The following is a 25794-nucleotide window of genomic DNA, read 5'->3' as shown; positions in this document are numbered from 1 at the left end:
CACATGAGCCAGCAGCCGGACCAGCGCATGAAGCCGCTCCAGGACGTCAGGATCATCGCGCTCGAGCAGTACGGAGCGGGACCCTTCGGCAGCGTGCACCTCGCCGACCTCGGCGCCGACGTGATCAAGATCGAGGACCCGCGGGTGGGCGGCGACGTCGGCCGCTACGTGCCGCCGTACTTCGAGGGCGAGGACTCGCTCTTCTTCGAGACCTTCAACCGCAACAAGCGGTCCATCTCGCTGGACATCAAGACGCCCGAGGGGCGGGCGGTCTTCGAGGACCTGGTCCGCAACGCCGACGCGGTCTACTCCAACCTGCGCGGCGACGTGCCGGAGAAGATCGGCATCACCTACGACCAGCTCAAGGACCTCAACCCCGCGATCGTCTGCTGCTCGCTGTCCGGCTTCGGGATGACCGGGCCGCGGCAGCAGGAGCCGGGCTACGACTACGTGCTCCAGGGCCTGGCCGGCTGGATGGAGCTCACCGGGGAGCCGGACGGCCCGCCGACGAAGTCGGGTCTCTCGCTGGTCGACTTCTCCGGCGGCTACGTGGCCGCGCTGTCGCTGATGGCCGGCCTGCACGCCGCCCGGCGCGACGGCGTCGGCATGGACTGCGACGTCTCGCTCTACGACACGGCGATGGCGATGCTCACCTATCCCGCCACCTGGCACCTCAACGCCGGCTACACGCCGAAGCGGATCAGCCACTCGGCCCACCCCTCGCTCGTCCCCTTCCAGGCCTTCGAGGCCCGGGACGGCTGGTTCGTGGTGGGGTGCGCCAAGGAGAAGTTCTGGGTCCGGCTGGCCGAGGTCATCGGCCACCCGGAGTGGGCGCAGGAGGGGTCGCCGTACGCGACCTTCACGCTGCGCCAGCAGAACCGCGCCGAGCTGACCGCCGCGCTGGAGGCGATCTTCGCGACCGAGACCGTCGACCACTGGCTCTCGCTGTGCTACCCGGCCGCGATCCCGTGCGGCCCGATCAACGACGTCGAGGCCGCCCTCAAGGACGAGCACCTGGTCGCCCGCAACATGCTGGTCACCACCGAGCACCCGCGCTACGGCACCGTCACCCAGGTCGCCTCCCCGGTGCGGGTGGGCGCCGAGCTGCCCGACTACCGCCGTGCCCCGCAGCGCAACGAGCACGCCCTCGAGGTGCTCACCGAGGTCGCCGGCTACGACGCGGCCCGGATCGCCGAGCTCGAGGCCGCCGGTGCCTTCGGCGCGGCACCCCAGGCCGAGGAGCACGTGAACGTGGCCCAGGCGTCCGGGGCTGCGGAGGCCTGAGGATGCCCGCGCACCACACCCTGAGCACCGCCGCCGAGCTGGCCCGCTGGGTCACCGGCGACCTGGCGGTGCCCGCCGAGGTCGACGCCGCCGCGCTGCGCCACCTGCTCGACGGCCTGGGCACCGCGGTCGCCGCCGTACGTGCCGACGCCGCCGCCCCGGCGCTCGCCGTGGCCACCGGGCTCGGCGGCCCGGCGGAGTCCACCGTGCTGGGCACCTCGACCCGGATCTCGGCGCCTGCGGCGGCGCTGGCCAACGGCACGCTCGTGCACGCGCTCGACTTCGACGACACGCACGCCGGCGGCCTGGTGCACGCCACCGCCGTGGTGCTCCCTGCCGCGCTCGCGGTGGGGGAGCAGGTCGGTGCCGGCGGCCGCGCGGTCCTCGACGCTGCGGTCGTGGGCTACGAGGTCGCCTGCCGGGTCGCCTCCGCCGCCCCGCACGGCTTCCACGCGGCGGGTCTGCACGCGACGATGGTGGCCGGGGTCTTCTCCTCCGCGGCGGTCGCCGCCAGGCTGCTCGGGCTGGACGCCGCCACCACCACCCACGCCCTCGGGATCGCCGGCAGCCAGGCCGGCGGCCTGCTGGCCTTCCTGGCCACCGGCGCCAGCACCAAGCAGCTGCACCCCGGCTTCGCCTCCCAGTCCGGCATCCTGGCGGCCCGTCTCGCCTCCGCCGGGGCCACCGGCCCCGAGACCGTCTTCGACGGCCCGCACGGGGTCTACGACGCCCTGGCCACCGGACCGGTCGACGTCCGGGTCATCCTGCGCGACCTGGGCTCGGTGTGGGAGACCACCCGGATCGGGATCAAGCCGTGGCCGACCTGCCAGCTGGCCCACGCCACCATGGCCGCGGCCGCCCAGGGCCTCGCCGGCGCCGGCGCCGGCGCCGACGACGTGGTGGCGCTGCACGCCTCCGTGCACCCGGACTCCGCGTCGGTGGTCTGCGTCGCCGACCGCGACCTGGCCCACCCCGCCAGCCCGTACGCCGCCAAGTTCAGCCTGCCGTGGAGCGTCGCCGCCCTGCTCCTGGACGGCCACGTAGGGGTGGAGACCTACGCACCCGCCCAGCTCGAGCGGCCGGAGATCAGCGCGCTCGCCGCACGGATCACCTGGGAGGAGACCCCCGGCCACGGGGTCGCCGCCGACGCCGCCGGCGACGTGGTCCTGACGCTGGCCGACGGGCGCACCGTCACCGGCCACGTCGACCGCAGCCCCGGCGGCGGGTCGGCCCCCCTGGCCGACGCCGACCTGCGCGCCAAGCTCGCCGGGAACGCCGGCCCGCTGGCCGACGCGTTGGCCGAGGCGGTCCTCGCCCTGCCCGGCGCCACCGACCTGACCCTGCTCCTCACCCGTGCCGCCGCGGCGGCCGACGCACCCCTGGAGGTCCCCGCATGACGCTCTCCGCCATCGAGCCCGACACGTTCGACTGGTTCCCCTACCAGGGCTACACCTTCTGCCTCGGTCTCACCGAGGGCGACTCCGCCTGGACCTCCGGGCACACCTCGGCGCGCCACGATCCCGCGCTCGGCAAGATGACGGTCGAGGGCACCATGGAGCAGCAGGCCCGGATCGCCTACGCCAAGTGCCTGGCGATCCTCGAGGGCGCCGGCTTCGGCCCCGAGGACGTCACCCGGGTGAGCGAGAACGTCACGATCGCCGGGCTGCACGCCTACCAGGACGCGGCCGGGGTGCGCCGCGAGCTGCTGGGGGACCGGCCGACCGTGCGCACCGTGGTGGTCGAGCGCCTGGTGCGGCGTGCCGCCTGGCTCGAGGTCGAGCTGCACGCGGTGCGCGGCGGCGGGCGGCAGCTCCGGGTGGCCTCCGAGGTCCGCGACGCCGGCACCTGGCAGGCCTCCTCGATCACCGAGGGCGAGGACGGCGTCGTCTACCTGCCGACGGTGACGCCGGTGGACGAGCACGGCGACGTGGTCTTCGAGGGCGACTTCGTCTCCCAGTACCGCTACGTGCTGGAGCGGGCGGGCGTGCTGCTGGAGTCGGTCGGGCTCACCCTCGGCCACGCGGTCACCACCTACGACTACTCGACCCCGGAGACTCGCGCGGTCTACCGCGGCACCCACAAGGTCCGCAAGGAGCTGCTGGGCGACAACGAGGGGGGCGTCTACCCGGGAGCCGGCGGCATCCTGATGAGCCGGCTGCACGCCCCCGGCGCGCTGGTGGCCATCGACGTGACCGCCTCGCGGCACCCGCTCGAGCTGGTGAACCCCGGCTGGTCGCGCTACGACACGCTCACCTACGCGCCGGGCGTCAAGGCGGGGCGCACCCTGTTCATGTCCGGCTTCGCGGCCCTCGACATGGAGTCCCAGCAGGCGCTGCACGCCGGCGACCTGGGCAAGCAGGCGGAGGCGACCTACGGCGCGATCCTGCACCTGCTCGAGCACGCGGGCCTGGGGCCCGCGGACCTGCTGGAGACCACCGAGTACTGCGTGGAGTCGGCCGTCGGCGACTACAAGGCGGTCGCCGAGGTCCGCGAGCGGCTCCTCGGGCCCCCGTGGCCGGCCTCGACCGGGGCGCTGTGCCACAGCCTGCTGCGCCCCGAGTTCCTGCTGGAGGTCTTCCCGACCGCGCTCTACCCGGCCTCCGCCGGGGCCGTCACCCAGGAGGCCCGCCCATGAGCCTGCTCACCGACGAGGTGCGCGCCCTCGAGGGCCGCACCAAGGTCTACACCGCGCCGGAGCCGTTCGGGGCCGCCGCGGGCCGCTACTTCGGGCTCGCGACCGGCGACGCCAACCCCCTGTACTCCGACCCCGACTACGCCCGCGCCCAGGGCCTGGCGGGGGTCACCGCACCCCTGACGCTGGTCTGCGAGACCAACCAGTACGCCGGCCTCCCGATGGACCACGAGGGCTACGCCGGGCACACCTGGGACCTCGACATCCCGCACACCCGCCAGGTCCGCGGCGGCAACTCCTACACCTTCCACCGCCGCATCCGCCCCGAGGACGTGGTCACCGCGACCTGGCGGATCACCTCGGTCACCGAGAAGGTCACCGGCTCGGGCAGCGCGATGCTGGTCATCGCCTCGACCGCGACCTACACCAACCAGGACGACGAGCTGCTGGCGGAGAACGCGGAGACGATCATCTTCGTCGAGCTCGCCCGCAGCGGGACGGAGCAGGCATGAGCGAGGGCTTCCCGACCGTCTTCGCCGACCACGCGAGCATCGCCGTCGGCGACCCGGTCCCGCCGCTGGAGCGCACGATCGGGCTCACCGACATGGTCGCCTACGCGGGCGCCACCTGGGACTGGCACCGGCTGCACTACGACACGGCGTACGTCGCGGAGAAGGGACTCCCCGGCCCGATCGTGGACGGCCAGGTCTACGGCGCGCTGCTGGTCGAGATGCTCCAGGACTGGCTCGGCCCCCAGTCGTTCGTGCACCGGCTGGAGTTCACCTTCCGCAACCTGGTCTTCGCCGGTGAGCGGCTGCGCTGCAGCGGCACGGTCACCGAGGTGGGCGCCGAGCGCCTCACCGTGGAGCTGAAGGTCGTCGTGGTCGCCGAGGACGGGACCGACGGGCGGGCGGCCGCCGCGCCGGCCCGCGCCGAGGTGCTGCTCGGCACGCCCGACGGGCCGGGGGCCGCATGAGCACCGGCGTCGCGATCGCCGGGGCGGCGGAGTGCGACCTGGGAGTCACTGGCAAGTCGATCCTGACGCTGCAGGCCCAGGCGGTCACCCGGGCGCTGGCCGACGCCGGGCTGACCCTGGCCGACGTCGACGGCCTCGCCACCAACGGCATCTCCCGCTTCTCCGCGACCCAGCTCGCCGACTACCTCGGCGTGGTGCCCACCTGGACCGACTCGACCTTCGCCGGCGGCAGCGCCTTCGAGATGTACCTCGCCCGCGCCACCCAGGCGATCCAGTCGGGCCAGGCCAGCGTCGTGGTGATCTCCTTCGCCTCCAACCAGCGCTCGGCCCGCTCGCGCCGCCTCGGCGGCGTCCACGAGCCCTGGGTGCCGGAGGCGGCCTTCGAGGAGCCCTACGACCCGCTGTTCCCGCTGTCGTACTACGCGATGGCGGCGCAGGCCTACCTGCACCGCTACGGCGGCACCCGTGAGCAGCTGGCCGAGGTCGCCGTCGCCGCCCGGGAGTGGGCGCTGCTCAACCCCAAGGCCTTCCGGCACCAGAAGGGCTCGTTGAGCGTCGCCGACGTGGTCGACTCCCCGATGATCTCCTCGCCCCTGACGGCGGCGGACTGCTGCCTGGTCACCGACGGCGGGGGAGCGGTGGTGGTGACCTCCCTGGAGCGCGCCCGCGACCTGGCCCGGCGGCCGGTGGAGGTGCTCGGCTACGGCGAGCGGACCACGAACACCTCGTTCACCGCGGTGAGCGACCTGACCGTCCCGGGGGCGCGGGGCGCCGTCCAGGACGCCTACGCCCGCGCCGGCGTCACCGCCGCCGACGTCGACGTCGTCCAGGTCTACGACTCTTTCACCCTCACCACCGTGCTCAGCGTCGAGGCGCTCGGCCTGTGCGGCGAGGGGGAGGCGCTCGAGCTGATCCAGGGAGGCCGGATCCGACCCGGGGGCGACCTCCCGCTCAACACCTCGGGGGGCGGGCTCTCCTACTGCCACCCGGGACAGTTCGGGGTCCTGCTCCTCGTCGAGGCGGTGCGCCAGCTGCGCGGCGAGTGCGGCGCCCGTCAGGTCGAGGGCGCCGAGGTGGCCGTCGCGCACGGCACCGGCGGGATCCTCTCGACCCACGCCACGGTCGTCCTGGGGGTGGACCGATGAGCCGGCACCTGGTCACCTGGACCCCCGGCGCGGTCCCGCCCGCCGACGAGAACACGGGCGACTACTGGGCGGCGACCGAGCGCCACCGGCTCACGGTGCAGCAGTGCGCGGCCTGCCGGCACGTGCAGCACCCGCCGCGGGCGCTGTGCACCGGCTGCGGCTCGATGGACCACCTGGCGCAGGCCGAGGTCGCGGGCACCGGGGTCGTGGACACCTTCACCGTGGTGCACCGGGCGCCCCGGCCCGAGGTCGAGGTGCCCTACACGGTGGCGCGCGTCCGCCTGGCCGAGGGCCCGGTCGTGCTCGCCCGCCTGGAGCCCGCGGAGCCGGCGGACGGCGGCTGGCGGATCGACGACCCCGTCGTCGTGGCCTGGGCCGACCTCGACGACGGCCGGGCCGTCCCCTACTTCACCCCCCGCACCGAGACCTGAGAGGCACCAGATGGACTTCACGCTCAACGAGGACCAGGCGGAGTTCAAGGCGCTGCTGCGCCACTTCGTGGATCGGGAGATCATCCCGGTCGCCCGGGAGTGGGAGCAGAGCGGTCGCTACCCCACCGAGATCGTCGCCGGGATGGCCGACATGGGTCTGTTCGGCATCACCGTCCCGGAGGAGTACGGCGGTCTCGACCTGGACCCGATCTCCTTCGCCCTGGTCTTCGAGGAGCTGGCCCGGGGCTGGATGGGCATCGCCGGCATCCTGGGCAGCCACTCGCTGGCCTGCCGGCTGATCCACATGCACGGCACGCCGGAGCAGCGGGAGAAGTACCTCCCCGACCTGGCCACCGGCAAGCGCCGTACCGCGATCGGCCTCACCGAGCCCGACGCGGGCACCGACCTCCAGGGGATCCGCACCACCGCCCGGCTCGACGGCGACCACTACGTGGTCAACGGGTCCAAGACCTGGATCACCAACGCCCGCTACGCCGACCCGCTGCCCGTGCTGGTCAAGACCGACCCGGCCGCCTCCCCGGCGCACCGGGGGATGAGCGTGCTCCTGGTCGAGGCCGGCACCCCCGGCTTCGAGGTCACCAAGGACATCGGCAAGCTCGGCTACAAGGGCACCGAGTCATGCGAGGTCGTGCTCGACGACGTGCGGGTGCCGGTCTCCCAGCTGGTCGGGGGCGTCGAGGGGCGCGGCATGCAGCAGGTGCTCTCCGCCCTGGAGTGGGGCCGGGTCAACATCGCCGCCCGCTCGGTGGGCATCGCGCAGCGGGCGCACGACGAGGCGCTCGCCTACGCCCAGCAGCGCAAGGCGTTCGGCCAGCCGATCGCGGAGTTCCAGGCGATCCAGCTCAAGCTGGGTGAGCTCGGCACCCAGGTGCAGGCGGCCCGGTTGATGGCCTACTGGGCCGCCGACGCGGTGCGCAGCGGGCGCGCGGACGGGGCCACCGGGATGGCGAAGATCTTCTGCTCGGAGGTGGCGCTGCAGGCGGCGATCGACTCGATGAAGGTGCACGGGGGCTACGGCTACTCCACGGAGTTCGAGGTGGAGCGGCTCTACCGGGACTCGATCCTGATGAGCATCGGCGAGGGCACCAACGACATCCTCCGCACGGTGGTGGCGAAGTCGCTGATCAAGGGGGAGACCCGTGTCGGCTGAGCTCACCGGACGGGCTCCCGGTCAGGGAGCGAGGCTGTCGCGCTCCGCGCTCTACGTCCCCGGGGACGCGCCGGACAAGCTCCGCAGTGCCCTGGGCCGCGGCGCCGACGAGCTGATCGTCGACCTGGAGGACGCGGTGGCCCCGGACCGCAAGGCCTTGGCGCGCGACCTGGTGGCCACCTGGCTCGACGGGCTCCCGCCCACCGACGTCGAGGTCTGGGTGCGGGTCAACTCCGGCACGGCGGCCCTCGACGACATCCGTGCCGTCGCGGCCGCCAGCGGCCTGGCCGGGGTGACCCTGGCCAAGGTGGAGACGCCCGAGCAGGTGGCGGCGGCCGCCGCGCTGCTCGACGAGCTGGGCTCCCCCGCCCGGATCGTGCCGCTGCTGGAGAGCGCCAGGGGCGTGCTGCGGGCGGCGGAGATCGCCGCCGCGCCCCGGGTGCACCGGCTCCAGGTGGGGGAGGCCGACCTGCGCGCGGACCTGGGGGTCACGCTCGGGCCCGACGAGCGCGAGCTGCTCTGGGTGCGCTCCCAGGTGGTGCTGGTCTCCGCGGCCGCCGGCATCGCCCCGCCGATCGCCCCCGTCTCCACCGACTTCCGCGACCTCGACGCCCTCCGCGCCTCGACCGAGGCGCTGGCGCGGCTGGGCTTCATGGGGCGGGCCTGCATCCACCCCGCGCAGGTGGCCACGGTCAACGACGTCTTCACCCCCACCGCGGAGGCGGTGGCCGACGCCGAGGAGCTGCTGGCGGCGCTGGCGGCCGCCGGCTCCGGCGTGGCGCTGGACGCGCGCGGCCGGATGATCGACGAGGCCGTGGCCCGGCAGGCGCGGCTGGTGCTCGCCCGGCGGCGGTGACGCGGCCCTATCGCGGCCCGCCGAGGTCTCGAGTGTTTCGAGAGTGTTACGGATCACAAAAATCTGCGTGTAGCCCTATTCCTGACCGGGGCGATCATATATCTTATCTGATTGAGACCTAGGCCACACCACCCGAGGGTGCGGCCACCGAGGAGGAACCCATGCGTTTTCGAAGACTCGCCGGAGCAGCATCCGGAGCCCTGGTGCTCGGGGCTTTGGCAGTGCCGGCCCTGACCACCACCGCGTCCGCAGCCCCGGTCGTCCTGACCGGCACCCAGGCGTTCGAGTGCACCTTCCAGTCGTGGAAGCTGCCTTACGAGGTCAAGACGGAGGTGTCGGTCGACGGCACGGGCGTCAGCGCCACGCTCGAGAACACCTTCACGCCGGGCATGCCCGCGTTCGTCACCGTGAGCCGCATGGATGTGGACCTTGGTATCACGCTCGACGCCGAGGCGGTCGCTCTCGAGGGTTCGAAGACCTACACCCCGCCCCTGCCGGGCAGCAGCTCCTTCGAGATGCCCACCGTCACCGGGAGTCGGGTCGGCACCGCCGCTCCTTCGGCGCTCTCCATCGAGACGTTGGCCCTGACCATGAACGCCATGGGCAGCGACAACCCCATCGCCTGCGTCAAGGTCGTCCCTGAGCCGACGCCGACGCCGACGCCGACCCCGACCCCGACCCCGACCCCGGCGCCGACGCCGACGCCGACCCCGACGCCGACCCCGACGCCGACGCCGACCCCGACGCCGACGCCGACGCCGACCACCCCGCCGGCTCCGACCACCCCGCCGGCTCCGACCACCCCGCCGGCGCCGACCACCCCGCCGAAGCCGACCGCCACGCCGACGCCGACGCCGACCGTGCCGGTGGCCCAGTCGTCCAAGACGACGGTCAAGATCAAGGCCAACAAGAAGAAGAAGCAGGCCGTCCTCACGGTCTCGGTCAAGGGCGCTGACGCGAAGGCGACCGGCAAGGCCAAGGTCGTGATCAAGCTGGGCAAGAAGAAGTTCAAGACCGTCACGGTGACGATCAAGAACGGCAAGGGCAAGGTCACCCTCAAGAAGCTCAAGAAGGGCGCCTACAAGGTCAACGTGAGCTACGGCGGCGACGCCGCTCACCTGGCCTCGAAGGCCAAGGGCTCCTTCAAGATCTGACCCCCGGACCCCTCCAGGACACTGGCCCCGACGGTTCTCCGTCGGGGCCAGTGCTGTGTGCCAGTGCTGTGTGCCGGTGCTGACTGCCGGTGCTGTGTGCCGGCCGTCGTGCTCAGAGTCCGTAGCGGGCGAGCTTGTCGTTCTTCTTGGCGTAGCCGGGGTTCATGAAGCGCATGGCCAGCCTCGTGGAGGTGAGCCAGGCGATCTCGTCGCCGTTCCGGGTGCTGGCCAGCATCCGGGCGACCAGCTCGGGGGCCACCTCGTCGACGTGGTCGACCAGGATGTTGAGCGTCCGCCGCTGCTGGGCCACCTGCTCGGGTGCGGCGGCCGCCTCGCGCAGCCAGCCGTCCGTGATCAGGATGCCGGGGCGCACCTGCCCCACCAGCACGCCGGTGCCGTCCACCTCCTTGACCAGGGCGCGGGTGAACATGTCGAGGCCGCGCTTGGTCGCGCCGTAGACGCCCATGCCGGGGCGGATCTTGCCGTCGCTGCCGCCGCCCAGCACGTTGAAGAGCTGGCCGCCTCCCTGTGCGGTCATGCCCCGCACCGCGGTCTGGGAGCCGAAGATGGTGCCCAGCATGTTGGTCTCCACCATGCTGCGCACGGCCGCCGGGGACGTCTCCACGATGGGCTGCGTGGTGTGGGCGACCCCCGCGTTGTTGACCCACAGGTCCACGCTGCCGAGCTTGCCGACGGCGGTGGACCACAGCTCCTCGACGGAGTCGGCGTCGCTGACGTCGACGACCTGTCCGACGACCGTGCCTCCCTCGGCCGCCTCGAGCTCGGCGACCACGGAGCGCAGCGCCTCCTCGTCACGTCCGCTGACCACCACGTGGTGCCCGCGTCGGTGCAGCTCGCGGGCCATCGCCCGGCCGATCCCCTTGGTGCTTCCTGTGACTACGACGTTCTTCGTCATTCACCCTCCCGGTGAAGTTGGACCACGACCTTGCCGCGGTTGCGGCCGGACATCAGTGCCTCGAACGCGGCGCCGGCCTGTTCGAGCCCGTTCCAGGTGTCCTCGACCAGCCGGAGGGCTCCGGCGGCGAGCAGCGTGCCGACGTGCTCGACGTGCTCGTCGGCGAGGTCGGCGTGGTCGTGGACGACGAGTCCGCGCACCGTGGCCCGGGCGATCATCAGCGCGCCCGCCCGGATCCGGGTGGGCGGCGCTCCGTTGGACTGGTCGATCAGGCCGCAGAGCGAGACTCGGGCGCCCAGGGCGAGGTACTCCACCACGCCGTCCAAGGTGGCCTGGTCGCCCATGTGCAGGTAGGCGTCGACCTTGTCGGGGCAGGCGGCGTGCAGCTGGTCGGTCCAGTCGGCCTCGGTGCGGACCACGACCTCGTCGTAGCCCAGGTCGTGCGCCAGCGCGACCTTCTCGCGGCTGCCGACGATCCCGACGGTGCGAGCCCCGCTGCGGCAGGCCAGCTGTCCGGCCAGCGAGCCCACGCCGCCGGTGGCCGACGAGACGACCATCGTCTCCCCGGGACCGGGCGCGAGGTGACGCACGTGGGCGGCGTAGGCGGTCAGCCCCGGCATGCCGAGCAGCCCCAGGGCCGCGGAGGCCGGCACGCCGTCGGGGACGCGTACCGGGGAGGCCAGGGCGGCCGGGAGCACGGCGTGCTCGCGCCAGCCGGTCTCACCCAGCACCAGCGAGCCCGCCGGCAGCGACGGGTCGTCGGACTCCACGACGGTGGCGATCGCCCGCCCGGGCATCACCTGCCCCGGCCCGAGCGGCGGGTCGTCGAGGTGCCCCTGGCCCAGCAGGGAGCGCAGGTAGGGGTCGAGCGACAGTGCGTCGACGCGCACCAGGAGCTGGCCGGGCGCACGCGGGGGGAGTGGCTCCTCGCGGACCGCGAAGTCCGCGGCGACCGGGACCCCCCGAGGTGACGAGGCGACGACGACGACACGGGTGGCGGCCGGAGCCGAGGCTGACATAAAGATATAATATACGAATGTCCTCCTCCCGGATCTACGGTCCGCTGATCTCCACCGGCTCCCCGGACGACCACGTGCCGCTGCTGACCGACGTCTTCGGGATGCGCGTCGAGAGCGGCACCCGGCTGCCCGCGGCCTCCACCAGCGCGCTCTTCGGCACGGCGTGCGCGACCGACGTCGTGGTGCTGCGCACTCCCGGCGTGGCGGCCGGCGCCGTGCTCTGCCGCTTCGACTCCGAGCTGCCCGAGGCGGCGCAGACGATCCGCGACGACCGGACCCGGCTCCACCGCGACGCCTTCCGGGTGATCGACTTCTACGCGCGGGACTTCGAGGGCGCGCTGGCCCACGCCCGGGAGGCGGGCTTCCCGATGATCGGCAAGGAGGCGTCGTACGAGACCGGTGACGGCGGCTTCCGGGAGGCGCACCACCTGGGCGCCGACCACCTGGTGACCGCGTTCCTGAACGGTCCCGAGGAGTTCTTCACCGACTTCGCCGAGGTCCGCGACCGGGTCTCCAGCGAACCGGTCAGCATCTCGCTGCCGCTCAGCGACGCCGGGCCCATCCTCGCCTGGTACGAGCGGGTCTTCGGGTGGGGGGTGGTCTACGAGTACGACTTCGTGGACGCGTCCTTCTCCGAGCTGGTCGGCGTGGACGCCGAGCTGCGGGTCAGGTCCAGCACCGTGGGCCCGAGCCGGCAGCAGACCTACGTCAACATCGTCGACTACGGCCAGGCCGAGCAGGGCGGCTCGCTGCTCGGCTGCTCGGTGGCACCGCGGCGCGGGCTGCTCGGCCTCGTCGTGCTCACCGACGAGCTGGACGCGCTGGTGGCCCGCGCCGGGGGCGGGGCGCAGGTCGTCACCGTCGACCTGGCCCCGTTCGGGGTCGTCCGGGCCAGCGTGCTGACGCCGCCCTTCGCGGCGCCGCACCTGGTCGTCGAGCGCGGCTGAGGCTCACCCCGCCGCGGGGCGCGACAGGAACCTCCCGGTCGGAGCGGCGTCGGTGACCGTGCCGTCGGTCATGATCGCGGTGCCGCGCAGGAAGGTGTCGGTCACCCGGGCGGTGAGCTTGGCGCCCTCGAACGGCGTGTACTCCTGGGTGGAGAGCGACTCCTCGGCGCGCACCGTCCAGGTGGAGTCGGGGTCGACCAGGGCGAGGTCGGCGTCCAGCCCGACCCGGATCGCGCCCTTGCGCGAGCCCAGGCCGTAGCGCTGGGCCGGGTTGGTGGCCGTGAGCTCGGCGATCCGGCCGTAGGAGAGCCCGCGCCGGCCGCCCTCGCTGACCATGCCGGCCAGCAGGTACTCGGCGCCGCCGAAGCCGGACTTGGCCAGGAAGACGTCGTCCTTGGGCTCGCCGAACTTGAGCTCCTCCTTGCAGCAGGCGTGGTCGGAGACCACCCAGTCGATCTTCCCGTCGAGGAGGTAGCCCCACAGCGCCTCCACGTCCTCCCGGGGGCGCAGCGGCGGGTTGACCTTGCCGCCCACCCCGTGGGCGGTGTCGCAGTCGGCGAGGAGGTGGCCGACGGTCACCTCGCGGCGGAAGTCGATGTGCGGGAACGCCGCCGCCATCGTCAGCGCCGCCTCGACGGCCTTCCGCGAGGTCAGGTGCAGCAGGTTGATCGTCGGCAGCTCGGTCTCGTGCGCGAGGTAGGACGCGATGGTCACCGCCAGCCCCTCCGAGTGCGGCGGGCGGGAGGCGCTGTAGGCCGGGAGCCCGGTCAGCGTCCCGTCCTCCTCCACCATCTTGGTGTAGGCCGACATGATCTCGGCCGTCTCGCAGTGCAGGGAGAGCGAGATCTGGTCGGCGATCTCCGGGTTCTCCTCGCGTGCCTTCTGGATGCCGCGCATCACGAACTCGAAGTGCGCGTAGTCGTACCGCTCGCCCTCGGGGGTCATCAGGAACTGCGACTGGTCGGCGCTGCGCCCGTGCAGCCCGTGGCTGCCGTAGAACATGAACACCTTGAACGACGTCACCCCGTGGTCGGTGACCAGCGAACCGATCTCGTCGATGTGCTCGCGGCTCATCGGCGCCAGGTGGTAGGCGTAGTCGACCAGCGCCCGGCCCTCGGTCAGGGCGAGCACCTCGGGGAAGAAGTCGGCGTACGAGCCGCCCTTGTTGAGGTAGTACTGCCCGGTGCGCATGTAGGAGAGCGACGTGGTGACGCCACCCTGCGCACAGGCGCGCGACTCGCTGGTCACGTCGTCGGGCAGCGGGTTGTAGATGCCCCAGTGCTGGTGGGCGTCGACGACGCCGGGGAACGCGACCCGGCCGCGGCCGTCGACGACCCGCGCGGCGCGCGCGGGGTCGATCCCCGCCTCGATCAGGGCGAACCGGCCGTCCTTGACGGCCAGGTCGACGGGCTGCGGAGCGTCGTGGCCGGGCAGCACCGCCGACACGTGGGTGAGGAGGACGTCGAACTCGGTCACTGGGACTCTCCTTGCATGGAGGCGGACAACGGCTTGAGGAGCGCGGCCAGGTCGGTCGCGGTGTGAAGCGAGAGGACGTCGTCGCGCACGGCGTCGGCGGCCCGCGCGGACAGGCGCCCCGCGACGTTGTCGCGGAACTTGGTGGCGAGCTCGTCGGCGGAGAGGGGGCGGGCCGGGCCGCCCCGGTTGGCCAGCACCTCCTCGACCAGCACCTCCCCGGTCGTGGTGGTCAGGGTCACCACCGCGGGGAACTGGAAGGGGTAGATCCGGTCGCACTGCTCGTCGGCGACGACCTCGACCTTGGCCATCAGCTCCCGGCGCAGAGGGTCCTGGGCGAGCGCGTCGGAGTAGTCCTCCAGGCTGGTGCCGAGCCCGCCCCCGCCGAGCAGGCCGGCGGCGAACGCGTAGGGCCCGGAGAACTGGGCCTGGTAGCCGGTCTCGGGGGTCCGCTTGACCTCGATCGGCTCGCCGATCGTCCGGACGGTCGAGCCGGCCACGCCGACGACCACCCGGGCCACCTGCTCGGGGGTGATCCCGCGGGCGCGGAAGGCCCGGCCCGCGTCGACCGTGGTGTGGGTGAAGTGGTTGGCCGGGTAGGGCTTGAAGAAGATGCCCGGCACTGACCACTCCTGGCCGAGGCCCTCGGTCACCGCCTCGGCCCGGAACCGGCCGTGCAGCCAGGCCTGGAAGAACCCGAACCGCCCCTCCAGCACGGTGGGCGGTCCGGTGAAGCCGCGGCGGACCAGCTGGGCGGCGGTGACGCCGGCCTGGGCCGCGAGGCCGCAGTGCAGCCGCTTGACGGTGCCGCCGGTGCGGTTGGCCTCGATCACGCCCGAGGCCATGGAGGCGGTGAGGCCGAGCGCGTCGGCGATGCCCCGCTCGTCGAGGCCGTAGGCCGTCGCGGCGGCGACCGCGGAGCCCATGGCGCCGGTGATCGAGGTCGCGTGCTGGCCGTGCTCGAAGAAGACCGAGTTGCCGAGCTCGGCGTCGTAGCCGGCCATGCCGAGCCGGACCGCGACCTCGATGCCGACCGCGATCGCCCGCACCGCCGCCTCGCCGGAGGCGCCGGCGTGCTCGGCGGCGGCCAGTGCCGCGGGGACCACCGAGGCGCTGGGGTGCAGCACCGACGGCAGGTGGGTGTCGTCGTAGTCGAGCGAGTGCGCCAGCACCCCGTTGGCGAAGGCGGCCTGTGCCGCCGTCACCCGGGTGGGCTCGCCCACGATGCCGGCCTGGGCGTGCCCGCCCTGGTCGAGCACGTGGCCGATCGCGGCGGCGGAGGTGGGCAGCCGGTGGGCGGCCACGCAGAGACCGAGGACGTCGAGGGTGCGCTGGCAGACCGAGTCGCGGACGTCCTCGGGGACGCCGCGGCGGGCGGTGTGGGCGGCGAAGGAGGCGAGCTGCTGGGCCAGGGTGGGGCCGCCGTGCGCCTCGCCGGTGGCGTTGCCCGCCGGGTTCGCGCCGACGGCGGGCGCGTAGCCGCTCACCGGCCCACCACGGCCAGCGGCCGGACCGGGGAGCCGGTGGCCCCGAAGAACTTCAGGGGCGACATGACGAAGAGGAACTCGTGGGCCCCGGCGGCCGCCACCCCCTCGAGGTCGAGGGCCTCGATGATGTAGATCCCGCTCTCCACCAGCAGCACCCGGTGGGCGGGGAGGAGCCCGTGCCCGGCGCCGGGCCGCAGCTGCTCGTAGGCGATGGTGTCGGCGCCCGTGGCGTGGATGCCGAGACCGGCGAGGAAGGTCGCGCCGGCCTCCGAGACACCGGGCACCCCGGTGGTCAGGCCCCGGTAGGTGTCGCCGTCCCCGGCGTCGAAGTGCTGGCCCCACCCGGAGCGGACCAGCACCACGTCGCCGGCGCCGATCTCGGTGCCCTGCCCGTCCAGGGTCCGCTCCAGGTCGGCGACGGTGATCTCCTGGCCGGGCGCCAGCCGCTCCACGCCGAGCGCCGCGGGCACGTCGAGCAGGACGCCGCGCCGCAGCATCGGGTCGATGGTGTGCGCGCCGTGCTCGGCGAACCGGCCGCCGACCTGGGCGGCGGCGGCGTCGGCGCCGCCGTGCAGCCGGCCGTCCTGGGAGACGTGGGCCAGGGCGTCCACGTGGGTCCCGACGTGGGTCCCCATCGAGATCATGTCGTTGGCGGCCGACCCGCCGTCGGCCCGCACCATGTCGCCGTGCCGGCGCGGCATGGCGTGCCAGTAGGCCGGGTGGTTGGGGGACTGGGGCATCCCCACGGTGAGCGTGCGACCCAGGTCGTGGACCTCCAGGCCGGAGCGCACCGCGTCGAGCAGCCTCGCGGTGACCTCCCCGGTGGCGGGCGTGCCGACGGGCGTGGTGGTGGTCTGGGGTGTCTGGCTTGTCTGGCTTGTCATGGGGCGGCGTCCTCCGGGTGGGGCTGGCGGGTCAGGCGATCACGTGGCGGGCGCGCAGGTGGCTGCGCTCCTCCTCCTCCAGGCCCAGGGCGTCGAGCACCTCGTCGGTGTCCTGGCCGAGCGCCCGGCCGGTGAAGCGGATCTCGCCGGGGGTGCCGGACATCCGCCACATCACGTTGTGCTGGAGCACCGGGCCCAGGTCGTCGTCGGGAACCTCGACGAGCATCCCGGTCTCACGCACGTGCGGGTCCTCGACGAGGTCGCGGGCCGAGTAGACGGGCGCGATCGCCGCGCCGGCCTCGGTGAACGCCGCGACCACCTCGTCCCGGCTGCGGGCGGCGATCCAGGAGCCCACCATCTCGTCGAGCTCGTCGGCGTGCGCGGCGCGCGAGTGGCCCGCGGCGAACCAGGGCTCGTCGATCACCTCGGGGTGCCCGACCAGGCGCATCACCCGCTCGGCGATCGCCTGGGCGCTGGTGGAGATCGCCACCCAGTGGTCGTCCCCGGTGCGGTAGGCGTTGCGGGGGGCGTTGTTGGTGGAGCGGTTGCCGTGCCGCATCCCGACCTCGCCGGTCTGCTGGTAGACCGACGGGCCCGGGCCGACGGCGGCCATGATCGGGTCGAGCAGGTTGAGGTCGATGACCTGGCCCCGGCCGCCGTTGTGCTCGCGGGCGTAGAGCGCCATCGAGACCGCCGAGGAGGCGGCGATCCCGGCGATCGAGTCGGCCAGGCCGAAGGCGGGCAGGGTCGGGGGGCCGTCCGCGGGGCCGGTGAGGTGGGCGAACCCGCTCATCGCCTCGGCCAGGGTGCCGAAGCCGGCGCGCGAGGCGTAGGGGCCGACCTGGCCGAAGCCGGTGATCCGGAGCAGGACGAGCCCGGGGTTGTCCGCGTGCAGGACGTCGGGGCCGAGCCCCCAGCGCTCCAGGGTGCCCGGGCGGAAGTTCTCCACCACCACGTCGGCCTGGGCGGCCAGGGCGCGGAAGATGTCGGCGCCGTCCGGCTCCTTGAGGCTCAGGCCGATCGTGCGCTTGTTGCGCGAGATCTCCTTCCACCAGATCGGGACGCCGTCCTTGGCCGGTCCGTGGCCGCGCATCCCGTCGCCGGCGGTGGGGTGCTCGATCTTGATCACGTCGGCCCCGAAGTCGCCGAGGATCTGGCAGGCCAGGGGGCCGGCCAGGATGGTGGAGGCGTCGAGCACGCGCACGCCGTTCAGCGGTCCCATGGACAGAACATATATCATCTACGACCATGCGAGTGGATGTGGTCGTCGTCGGAGCCGGGGCTGCCGGGCTGTCGTGCAGCATCGAGGCGGCGCGGGGTGGCGCGAGCGTCCTGCTGGTGGAGAAGGACACCCGGCTGGGCGGCACGCTGCACCTCAGCGGCGGCCACCTGGCGGCCGGCGGCACGGCGCGGCAGGAGGAGCGCGGGATCGACGACTCCTGGTCGGCCCACCGCGACGACGTGCTGCGGATCAGCCGCGGCACCGCCCGCGCCGACCTGGTCGAGCTGGTGACCAGGCACGCGCCCGACACCGTGGCGTGGCTGGCCGCGCGCGGGTTCGCCTTCGCCGCGGAGACACCGCGGATCGTCTACGGCCACGAGCCCTACCTCACCCCCCGCACCGTCTACGGGGTCGACGAGGGGCTCTCCATCCTCAACGTGCTGCAGGCCGAGCTGGCCCAGGTGCGGGAGCAGGCCGAGCTGGAGGTGTGGACCGGCACGGCGGTGACCGGCCTGCTGACCGGCCCGGAGGGTGCCGTCGAGGGGGTCAGCGTGCAGCGCGGCAGCGGCGAGGTGGAGGTGCGCGCCGGCGCGGTGGTGCTGGCCACCGGCGGCTACGGCGCCGACCCGGAGCTCTTCGCCGAGCTCGAGGGTGCCCCGCTCGTCTCCGCGGCGGCCCGGACCTCCACCGGCGACGGCCTCCACCTGGGGATGGAGGTGGGCGCCGCGCTGCAGGGGGCCGGCACCTACCTGCCCACCTTCGGGGGGCTGCCCGACCCGACCGCCCCCGGCCGGGCCAATTGGCACGACCGGCAGCGGCTCACCAGCGAGCGGCCCCCGTGGGAGATCTACGTCGACCGCTCGGGCCGGCGCTGGGTCGCCGAGGACGAGCCGTCCATCGACGAGAAGGAGCGGGCGCTGACCGGCGTGCCCGACCAGACCTTCTGGACCGTCTTCGACGACGCCGCCCTCGACGCGGCCACCGGCAGCCACCAGATCGTGGTCGGCAAGGAGCCGGACGAGGTGCGCGCGATGGCCAACACCCGGCCCGGGGTGCACGCCGCCGCGGACCTGCGCGAGCTGGCCGAGCTCGCCGGCATCGACCCCGAGGGCCTCGCCTCGACGGTGCGCGCCTACAACGAGGCCGTCGCCGCGGGGGAGGACCCCGAGCACGGCCGCACGCACCTGCCGGCGCCGATCGCCCGCGGTCCGTTCTACGCCCTGCGCAACCACGCCATCACCCTGGTCACCTTCCAGGGCCTCGACATCGACCCCGACTGTGCGGTGCGCGGGGACTCGGGCGAGGTGATCGGGGACCTCTACGCCGTGGGCGAGGTGATCGGGGCGGGCGCCACCTGCGGCAACAGCTTCTGCTCCGGGATGCTGCTCACCCCCGCCCTGACCCTGGGCCGCCTGCTCGGCGCCAGGCTGGCCCGCGACCGCGTCGTCGCCGGCGGTCCCGCCCGCTGACCGGACCGCGACCCGTGGTGCCGCCGGTTTCTCGGGAGCCTCGCGGGCCACGACAATGGCGTCATGTCCGCCTCCGCCGCCCGCAGTGCCACCGAAGCCGTCACCGTCGCGGTGACCCGGCACGTCGCCCCCGACCACGAGGCCGAGATGCACGCCTGGCTCCAGGCCGGTGACAGCCTCGCCCAGCGCTTCCCGGGCTTCCTGGGCAGCGGCTGGGTGCGGCCCTCGGAGCGGTCGACGGAGTGGCACATGCTCTACCGGTTCGCCGACCGTGCGTCGCTGGAGGCGTGGGAGACGTCGCCGCAGCGCCGGTGGTGGCTCGACTCGGCCGAGGGCAAGGTGGAGCAGCGGCGGGTCGAGCGCCGTACGGGTATCGAGGGCTGGTTCGACGAGCCCGCCTCGACCGAGGTGGCCGGCGAGCAGCCGCCGCCCCCGGCCCCTCCGCGGTGGAAGCAGATGGTGGTGATCTTCCTGGTCTTCTTCCCGCTCAGCCTCGGCACCAACTGGGCGGCCTCGCACCTGATCCCCGCCTGGCCGCTGGTGCCGCGGGTGCTGGTGATCATCAGCGTGATGACCCCGCTGATGACCTACGTCTTCATGCCGTGGGCGACCCGGCGGATGCAGTGGTTCCTGCAGCCGGGGCGCGACGCCCGGGGCTGAGCCCGGCGAAACACGACGACTTCTGGACGTAACGTGAGGGCGACGGGACCGTAACTATCGGTCGATAGGTTCCTGGCTGTCACCCCGCCAGAGGAGCCGCCATGCCGGACCAAGTCACCGACACCACCCCCGCCGCCGAGCTGCGGCCGGTGGGTCGCGTCGTGCTCGTGGTGGTCGACGTCCAGGGCGGGGGCGACCCCGACAGCCTCTCCACCGGCATGGGCTACATGTCGGGCCGGCTGGACCGGAACGCGGGCATCGTGGAGCTCGTGGCCGCGGCCCGCGCCAAGGACGTGCCCGTCGTCTTCATCCAGGAGGTGCACAAGCCCTCCCTGGTCGACATCGGCCGCGAGCTCGACGGCGCCGAGGGCGTGCACTGCATCGAGGGCGCGCCCGGCACCGAGCTGCACCCCGGCCTGGACCCGCGGCCCGAGGAGTACCTGATCCGCAAGCGCCGCTACAGCGCCTTCTTCGGCACCGAGCTCGACCTCGTGCTGCGCGGCTACCGGGCCCGGACCGTGCTCCTGGTCGGCGGCATGACCGACGTCTGCATCCACTACACCGCGGTCGACGCGCACCAGCGCGACTACCACGTCCGCACCGTGACCGACCTGGTCCTCGGGTCCTCCCAGGAACGCCACGACGCCGCCCTGCGGGCGATCAAGTACCTGCAACGCGACGCCCTGGTGCATCGCCGAGCGGTCCACGACTGGCTCGGAACTCTCGGCTGACCAGTCCCCGGCACACGCTCGCAACGACGCGGGCGCGCTCTGCCTCCCCTCGACCGGCCCCTCCGGGACCGGTCGGTCCGGCCACACCCCTTCGTCGAGAAAGTCCCCGCCATGACTCGCAGCAAGCGCTTCTCGCTCCTCGCCGTCTCCGCCCTCGCCACCGCCTCGCTCACCGCCTGCGCGAGCGGGTCCACCCCGGGCTCGACCTCCGGGGCGGAGGACACCGTGCTCAACCTCGCCCTGCTCGGCGACATCCCCACGCCCGATCCCGACACCGCCTACGACGGCACCGAGCTCAACCTCGTCAACAACGCCTACGAGGGCCTCCTGGCCTACGTCCCCGGCCAGTCCGAGCCGGAGCTCACCGGCAAGCTCGCGACCGAGTGGTCGGCCAACGACGACAACACGGTCTTCACCTTCAAGCTCCGCGAGGGCGTCACCTTCCACGACGGCACCCCGTTCGACTCCTCGGCCGTGCAGGCCTCGTTCGAGCGGCGGACCGAGGTCGGGGAGGGGCCGTCCTACATGGTCGCCGGCGTCACCGGCGTCGAGACCCCCTCCGAGCACGAGGTGGTGATCACGCTCGAGGCGCCCAACTCCTCCTTCCTCGACCTGCTCGCCTCGCCCTTCGGCCCGAAGATGATCAGCCCCGCGGCGCTGGCCGAGCACCCCGTCACCGCCAAGGGTGAGGACTGGTTCGACGCCAACGAGGCGGGCACCGGCCCCTACACCTACGGCGCGTTCGAGCAGGGCGTCTCCTACGAGCTCGACGCCTACGAGGAGTACTGGGGCGAGAAGCCGGGCTACGAGAAGGTCCGCTTCGACGTCATCTCCAGCATGTCCACCATCCAGCTCAAGCTCGAGAACGACGAGCTCGACGGGCTGATCGGCTACACCGACGCCCCGACCTTCGGCGCGATGAGCAAGGACGACGGGCTGGCGACCTACACCTACCGCACCATGCAGACCCCGACGCTCTTCGTGAACCCGAAGAGCCCCAGCCTCAGCGACCAGAAGACCCGGACCGCGTTCCTGGGCGGGATCGACTTCCCGGCGGTCACCAAGGCCGCGCTCGGCGAGACCGGCGAGCCGACCACCGAGGTGTTCCCGCAGGGCCTGGTCCCCAGCGACCTCAACCAGCAGCAGATCCCGGAGGACCCCGGCGCCCTGGAGCGGCTGGCCGAGGGCGCCCTGGAGGGCAGGACGATCCGGATCGCCTACCCCGAGTCGACCCCGGCGGCGAAGGCGCTGAGCGACAACCTGGCCGCCGTCCTCAACACCGCCGGGATCCGCGCGGAGAGCGTCGGCTTCGCGTCCGGCACGTACTACTCCGTGCTGGAGAAGGGCGCCGACGCGCCCGACATGACCTTCTTCACCGGCTACCCCGACACCGCCCACCCGGACGCCTGGGGCTTCGTGTTCTACACGCCGTCGGGTGGCCTGGACCTCTTCGGCGCCGACGTGCCGGGCCTGGCGGACACGCTGGCGACGGCGGTGGAGACCTACGACGTGGACGCCTACGCCGAGGCCGCCTCGATGGTCAGCCGGTCGGGCTACTGGTACTCGGTCGGCACGATGCTCGGCACGGTCGTGGCCCAGCCCGAGGTGCAGGGCGTGGCCGACGCCACCCACCCGGTGGTCACCGGCGTGCTCGAGCTGAACCTGCTCCACCCGGAGGAGTGACGCCATGCCCGCCACCCCACCCGTCGCGGGACCCGCGACCCTCTCGCCGGCGGACCCGGCAGCCGGACCGACGGCAGGCCCGTCGGCAGGCCGGCCCGTGCTCTCGGTGGACGGCCTCACCGTCGGCTACCGGGGCCGGGGCGCGGTCACCGTCGCGGTCGACGACGTCTCGCTCGCGATCGAGCCTGGCCAGTGCCTGGGCCTGGTCGGCGAGAGCGGCTCGGGCAAGAGCACGATCGCGGCGGCCGTCCAGGGGCTGCTGACCCGCGAGCCCGGCGTCAGCACCAGCGGCACCGTCACCCTGCTCGGGCAGACGCTGGACCCGTCCGCCGAGGCGGGCTGGGCTGGGGTGCGCGGGCAGCAGGTGACCACGGTCTTCCAGGACCCGATGTCCTCGCTGGACCCGATGATGACCGTCGGCCGGATGCTCGGCCTGGTCACCGGGGATCGCGCGGAGAGCCTGCGGTGGCTCGAGGAGGTCGAGATCCGGGACCCCGCGGCGGTGCTGGGCAGCTATCCGCACCAGCTCTCCGGCGGGATGCGGCAGCGGGTGATGATCGCGCTGGCCTTGGCCCGCCGGCCCGCGCTCCTGGTGGCCGACGAGCCGACCACGGCCCTCGACGTGAGCGTCCAGGCGGAGATCCTCAAGCTCCTCACCCGGGAGCGCTCCGGCCTGGGCTGCGGGGTCCTCTTCGTCACCCACGACCTCGGGGTCGCCCGGGCGATGTGCCAGGAGGTCACGGTGCTCCGGCGCGGCCGGGTGGTCGAGCACGGGACGGCCGACCAGGTCTTCGACGCCCCGCGCGCCGACTACACCCGGCGGCTGGTCTCCTCCCGGCTGACCCTGACCACCGACCGGAGTCGCCCGATCGGGGAGCCGGAGCCGACGGTGGTGGCCGCGATGGCCGAGACCGGGCGGCACCCCGCAGCCGAGATCGAGCAGCACTGGCAGGCGGGACGGCTCACCTGGGGCGACTTCGAGGCGGAGACCGGCCGGCCGCGCCGGCCCGCCCTGGAGATGGTGCAGGTGACGAAGTCCTTCGCCGCCGGGGGGCTCGGCCGGCGGCGGCGCAAGGAGGTGCTGCACGGGGTCGACCTGAGCATCGGCGCCCGCGAGAGCGTGGCCCTGGTGGGGGAGTCCGGCTCGGGCAAGTCCACCATCCTGCGGATCGCCGCGGGGCTGGAGACGGCGGACGACGGCGACGTGGTCGTCGACCGCAACCGCGGCGAGGGCGTCCAGGTCGTCTTCCAGGACGCCGGCTCCTCGCTCACGCCCTGGATGACGGTGCGGGCCCTGCTGCTCGAGCGTCTGGGCAACTCGCCCACGCACGCCCGGCTCGACCGCGCGGAGAAGGAGGACCGGGTCCGGCTCGCCCTGGAGCGGGTCGCGCTCCCGGCCGAGGTGCTCGACCGCCGGCCGGGCCAGCTGTCGGGCGGTCAGCGGCAGCGGGTCGCGATCGCGCGGGCCGTGGTCGTCCCCCCGGCGCTGCTGCTCTGCGACGAGCCGACCAGCGCCCTGGACGTCTCCGTGGCCGCCAGCGTGCTCAACCTGCTCAACCTGCTCCGGCACGACCTCGGGCTGCCGATGCTCTTCGTCACCCACGACCTGGCGGCCGCCCGGGTGATCGCCGACCGCGTCGACGTCATCTCGGCGGGCCGGATCGTCGAGCGGGTGCCCGCCGAGCAGCTCACCGACACCATGACCAGCGACTACGGCAGGAGGCTCCTCGATGCGGTCCTCGCCTGACACCCTTCCCGCGCCCGACGCGGTCCCGGCGGCCCCCCGCCGGGCCCTGCTCCTCCCCGGACGGCCCGGCGTGGCACCCCGCCCCGCCGGCCCCCGCCGGGTCACCGCCGAGCGGGTCTCGTTCGCGGTGCTGGGCCTGGTCGTCCTCGCCGCGGTCCTGGGGCCGTGGCTCTCGCCGTACGGGTCGACCGTGCCGTCGGGTGCGCCCTACCTGGCGCCCCTGACCTCCGGTCACCTGCTGGGCACCGACAACCTGGGCCTCGACATCCTCACCCGCGTCCTCGAGGGTGCCCGGACCAGCCTGTACGCCGCCGTGGTGGTGACCGCCGTGGCCGCCCTCGCCGGCCTGGTGGTCGGCACCGTCGCCGGCTACTACGGCGGCTGGGTCGACGGCCTGCTGATGCGGGTCACCGACCTCTTCCTCGCCTTCCCCGCGACCATCGTCGCGATGGCGATCGTGGCCGGGCTCGGCCCCTCGCTCTCCTCCTCGATGATCGGCATCACCATCGTCTGGTGGCCGCTCTACGCCCGGATCGTGCGCGGCGAGGTGCGCCGGGTCGCCACCAGCCTGCACGTGGAGGCCGCGCGGATCAACGGCACCTCCGGCTGGCGGCTGCTGCGCCGGCACGTGGTGCCCACGGTCCTGCCGACGGTCCTGATCACCGCCAGCCTGGACATCGGCGCGGTGATCATGGTCCTGGCCTCGCTGGCCTTCGTCGGTCTCGGCTCGCCGGCCCCCACGCCCGAGCTGGGGCTGATGGCCTCCGCCGGTCTCGACTACATCCTGAACGCCTGGTGGATCCCGATCATGCCGGGCCTGGCCGTCGGCGTGCTGGCCCTGGTGTTCAACTACGTGGGCGACGGCCTGCGTGGCGTCCTGCGCTCGAAGGGGGCCTGAGGCCATGCTCCGTTTCACCCTCTCCCGGCTCGGCTCGCTGGTCGCCGTGCTGCTCTCCCTCTCCGTGCTGGTCTTCGTGGTCAGCCGCTTCGGCGGCGGCGACCCGGTGCGGGCCTACCTGGGCGCCAACGCGTCGGCCGACGCGGTCGCCGAGATGCGCGCCGAGCTCGGCCTGGACCGGTCGATCCTGGTGCAGTACTGGGACTACCTGACCCGCCTGCTCTCCGGGGACTTCGGGCTCAGCCTCAGCACCCGGCGCAGCGTCGCCGACGAGCTGGCGGCCCGGGTCCCGGCCACCCTGGAGCTGGCGCTGTGGGCGATCCTGCTCTCGGTGGTCATCGGCGTCCTGCTGGCCCGGGTCTACACGCTGGGCGGTCGGCTGGCCGGCGTCCTGCGGTTCGTCCTCTACAGCGCGGCGAGCGCGCCCTCGTTCCTGGTCGCCACCTGCGGGGTGCTGCTCTTCTTCGCCCAGCTGGGCTGGCTGCCGGTCTCGGGGCGGACGTCGTACGGACCCAGCGAGGGCCTGACCGGCCTCTTCGTGGTGGACGGGCTGCTCACCGGGAACGCGGCCTACGCGCTGGACGCGGTGGCGCACCTGCTCATCCCGGCGGTCGCGGCGGCGCTCGGCCCGGGCGTGGCCCTGGCCAGGGTGCTCGCCGACGGCCTCGGCACCGCGATGGGCTCCGGCTACGCCCGGACCGCCCGCGCCCTGGGCGAGACCGAGGGCCAGCTGCTGCGCCGGCACGCGCTGCGCAACTCGGTGAGCCCGGCCATGAGCCTGCTGGGGGTGCAGATCGGGATGATGCTCTCCAGCCTCGTCGTGGTCGAGCAGATCTTCTCCTGGAACGGGCTGGGCCAGTACCTGGTCCGCGCCATCAACGCCTCCGACACCAACTCGGTCGCCACCATCGCCCTGGTGCTCGGCGCCTTCTACGTGGTCATCAACACCCTGGTCGACCTCGCCCAGGGAGCGATCGACCCGCGGGTCCGGCTCCGCTGACCGGTCCGT

At 73.4% G+C, this 25794-nt stretch carries 24 protein-coding genes; 18 read left to right on the top strand and 6 right to left on the bottom strand.

The window, feature by feature from the left end:
• The first annotated feature begins 3 nt into the window (after positions 1 to 3).
• From AC4BG9_RS08915 to AC4BG9_RS08870, 10 genes are all read left to right on the top strand, one after another.
• On the top strand, positions 4 to 1284 hold the full coding sequence (locus tag AC4BG9_RS08915; RefSeq protein ID WP_490570738.1) for a CaiB/BaiF CoA transferase family protein: 1281 nt from the start codon (positions 4 to 6) through the stop codon (positions 1282 to 1284).
• Between the two features lie 2 nt (positions 1285 to 1286).
• Complete coding sequence (locus tag AC4BG9_RS08910) at positions 1287 to 2681, top strand: MmgE/PrpD family protein (protein WP_490570737.1); 1395 nt, start codon at positions 1287 to 1289, stop codon at positions 2679 to 2681.
• Positions 2678 to 3919, top strand: coding sequence for a Rid family hydrolase (locus AC4BG9_RS08905; RefSeq protein WP_490570736.1), 1242 nt, complete (start codon positions 2678 to 2680; stop codon positions 3917 to 3919). Before AC4BG9_RS08910 ends, AC4BG9_RS08905 begins: the two co-directional genes overlap by 4 nt.
• Entirely contained in the window at positions 3916 to 4428 is a 513-nt protein-coding gene (locus AC4BG9_RS08900) for an FAS1-like dehydratase domain-containing protein (protein WP_490570735.1), read from the top strand. Before AC4BG9_RS08905 ends, AC4BG9_RS08900 begins: the two co-directional genes overlap by 4 nt.
• A complete protein-coding gene (locus AC4BG9_RS08895; RefSeq protein ID WP_490570734.1) occupies positions 4425 to 4892 on the top strand; it encodes a MaoC family dehydratase in 468 nt (155 codons plus the stop codon). Before AC4BG9_RS08900 ends, AC4BG9_RS08895 begins: the two co-directional genes overlap by 4 nt.
• Positions 4889 to 6037 carry an acetyl-CoA acetyltransferase gene (locus AC4BG9_RS08890; protein WP_490570733.1) on the top strand — a complete coding sequence of 383 codons (1149 nt, stop codon included), beginning with the start codon at positions 4889 to 4891 and terminating at the stop codon, positions 6035 to 6037. Before AC4BG9_RS08895 ends, AC4BG9_RS08890 begins: the two co-directional genes overlap by 4 nt.
• Complete coding sequence (locus AC4BG9_RS08885) at positions 6034 to 6468, top strand: Zn-ribbon domain-containing OB-fold protein (protein WP_490570732.1); 435 nt, start codon at positions 6034 to 6036, stop codon at positions 6466 to 6468. Before AC4BG9_RS08890 ends, AC4BG9_RS08885 begins: the two co-directional genes overlap by 4 nt.
• 10 nt (positions 6469 to 6478) lie before the next feature.
• Positions 6479 to 7639, top strand: a complete 1161-nt coding sequence (locus AC4BG9_RS08880; protein ID WP_490570731.1) for an acyl-CoA dehydrogenase family protein — start codon at positions 6479 to 6481, stop codon at positions 7637 to 7639.
• Positions 7629 to 8495, top strand: coding sequence for an HpcH/HpaI aldolase/citrate lyase family protein (locus tag AC4BG9_RS08875; RefSeq protein WP_490570730.1), 867 nt, complete (start codon positions 7629 to 7631; stop codon positions 8493 to 8495). The genes AC4BG9_RS08880 and AC4BG9_RS08875 overlap by 11 nt, the downstream gene beginning before the upstream one ends.
• A gap of 161 nt (positions 8496 to 8656) precedes the next feature.
• Positions 8657 to 9649, top strand: coding sequence for a hypothetical protein (locus AC4BG9_RS08870; protein ID WP_490570729.1), 993 nt, complete (start codon positions 8657 to 8659; stop codon positions 9647 to 9649).
• 112 nt (positions 9650 to 9761) lie between these two features.
• On the opposite strand, the gene AC4BG9_RS08865 is transcribed toward AC4BG9_RS08870, so the two are convergent.
• Together AC4BG9_RS08865 and AC4BG9_RS08860 are read right to left on the bottom strand one after the other, a co-directional pair.
• Entirely contained in the window at positions 9762 to 10565 is an 804-nt protein-coding gene (locus AC4BG9_RS08865; RefSeq protein WP_490570728.1) for an SDR family oxidoreductase, read from the bottom strand.
• Positions 10562 to 11584 (bottom strand): MDR family NADP-dependent oxidoreductase, encoded by a 1023-nt coding sequence (locus AC4BG9_RS08860; protein ID WP_490570727.1) that lies wholly within the window; start codon positions 11582 to 11584, stop codon positions 10562 to 10564. The genes AC4BG9_RS08865 and AC4BG9_RS08860 overlap by 4 nt, the downstream gene beginning before the upstream one ends.
• A gap of 17 nt (positions 11585 to 11601) precedes the next feature.
• Between AC4BG9_RS08860 and AC4BG9_RS08855 the strand changes: the two genes are divergently transcribed.
• Positions 11602 to 12531 (top strand): hypothetical protein, encoded by a 930-nt coding sequence (locus AC4BG9_RS08855; protein WP_490570726.1) that lies wholly within the window; start codon positions 11602 to 11604, stop codon positions 12529 to 12531.
• Between the two features lie 3 nt (positions 12532 to 12534).
• On the opposite strand, the gene AC4BG9_RS08850 is transcribed toward AC4BG9_RS08855, so the two are convergent.
• Genes AC4BG9_RS08850 through AC4BG9_RS08835 form a run of 4 tightly spaced genes read right to left on the bottom strand, consistent with a single transcriptional unit; the run spans position 12535 to position 17597 of the window.
• Positions 12535 to 14007: a dihydroorotase gene (locus tag AC4BG9_RS08850; RefSeq protein ID WP_490570725.1), complete on the bottom strand. Its 1473-nt coding sequence runs from the start codon at positions 14005 to 14007 to the stop codon at positions 12535 to 12537.
• A complete protein-coding gene (locus AC4BG9_RS08845; protein WP_490570724.1) occupies positions 14004 to 15491 on the bottom strand; it encodes an MmgE/PrpD family protein in 1488 nt (495 codons plus the stop codon). The genes AC4BG9_RS08850 and AC4BG9_RS08845 overlap by 4 nt, the downstream gene beginning before the upstream one ends.
• The gene (locus AC4BG9_RS08840) at positions 15488 to 16375 is read right to left on the bottom strand and encodes a cyclase family protein (RefSeq protein ID WP_490570723.1); all 888 of its coding nucleotides are present in this window, start codon (positions 16373 to 16375) and stop codon (positions 15488 to 15490) included. Before AC4BG9_RS08840 ends, AC4BG9_RS08845 begins: the two co-directional genes overlap by 4 nt.
• Before the next feature lie 31 nt (positions 16376 to 16406).
• Positions 16407 to 17597, bottom strand: a complete 1191-nt coding sequence (locus AC4BG9_RS08835) for a CaiB/BaiF CoA transferase family protein (protein ID WP_490570722.1) — start codon at positions 17595 to 17597, stop codon at positions 16407 to 16409.
• 26 nt (positions 17598 to 17623) lie between these two features.
• Here AC4BG9_RS08835 and AC4BG9_RS08830 point away from each other — a divergent pair, with 26 nt between their 5' ends.
• The 7 genes from AC4BG9_RS08830 to AC4BG9_RS08800 all read left to right on the top strand — a co-directional run bounded on the left by AC4BG9_RS08830 (position 17624) and on the right by AC4BG9_RS08800 (position 25785).
• The gene (locus tag AC4BG9_RS08830; protein WP_490570721.1) at positions 17624 to 19066 is read left to right on the top strand and encodes an FAD-dependent oxidoreductase; all 1443 of its coding nucleotides are present in this window, start codon (positions 17624 to 17626) and stop codon (positions 19064 to 19066) included.
• A 63-nt stretch (positions 19067 to 19129) separates the two neighbouring features.
• Positions 19130 to 19726, top strand: coding sequence for an antibiotic biosynthesis monooxygenase (locus AC4BG9_RS08825; protein WP_490570720.1), 597 nt, complete (start codon positions 19130 to 19132; stop codon positions 19724 to 19726).
• Between the two features lie 101 nt (positions 19727 to 19827).
• Positions 19828 to 20457, top strand: coding sequence for a cysteine hydrolase family protein (locus AC4BG9_RS08820; RefSeq protein ID WP_490570719.1), 630 nt, complete (start codon positions 19828 to 19830; stop codon positions 20455 to 20457).
• A gap of 111 nt (positions 20458 to 20568) precedes the next feature.
• Positions 20569 to 22140, top strand: a complete 1572-nt coding sequence (locus AC4BG9_RS08815) for an ABC transporter substrate-binding protein (protein ID WP_490570718.1) — start codon at positions 20569 to 20571, stop codon at positions 22138 to 22140.
• Between the two features lie 4 nt (positions 22141 to 22144).
• A complete protein-coding gene (locus AC4BG9_RS08810; protein ID WP_490570717.1) occupies positions 22145 to 23887 on the top strand; it encodes an ATP-binding cassette domain-containing protein in 1743 nt (580 codons plus the stop codon).
• Complete coding sequence (locus tag AC4BG9_RS08805; RefSeq protein WP_490570716.1) at positions 23871 to 24785, top strand: ABC transporter permease; 915 nt, start codon at positions 23871 to 23873, stop codon at positions 24783 to 24785. The genes AC4BG9_RS08810 and AC4BG9_RS08805 overlap by 17 nt, the downstream gene beginning before the upstream one ends.
• 4 nt (positions 24786 to 24789) lie before the next feature.
• A complete protein-coding gene (locus tag AC4BG9_RS08800) occupies positions 24790 to 25785 on the top strand; it encodes an ABC transporter permease (RefSeq protein WP_490570715.1) in 996 nt (331 codons plus the stop codon).
• Positions 25786 to 25794 lie beyond the last annotated feature (9 nt).

This window comes from Nocardioides sp. Z40_12, from assembly GCF_058215795.1.
Note: the sequence above shows the minus strand (reverse complement) of the source record. Positions and strands in the feature narration are given on the sequence as shown.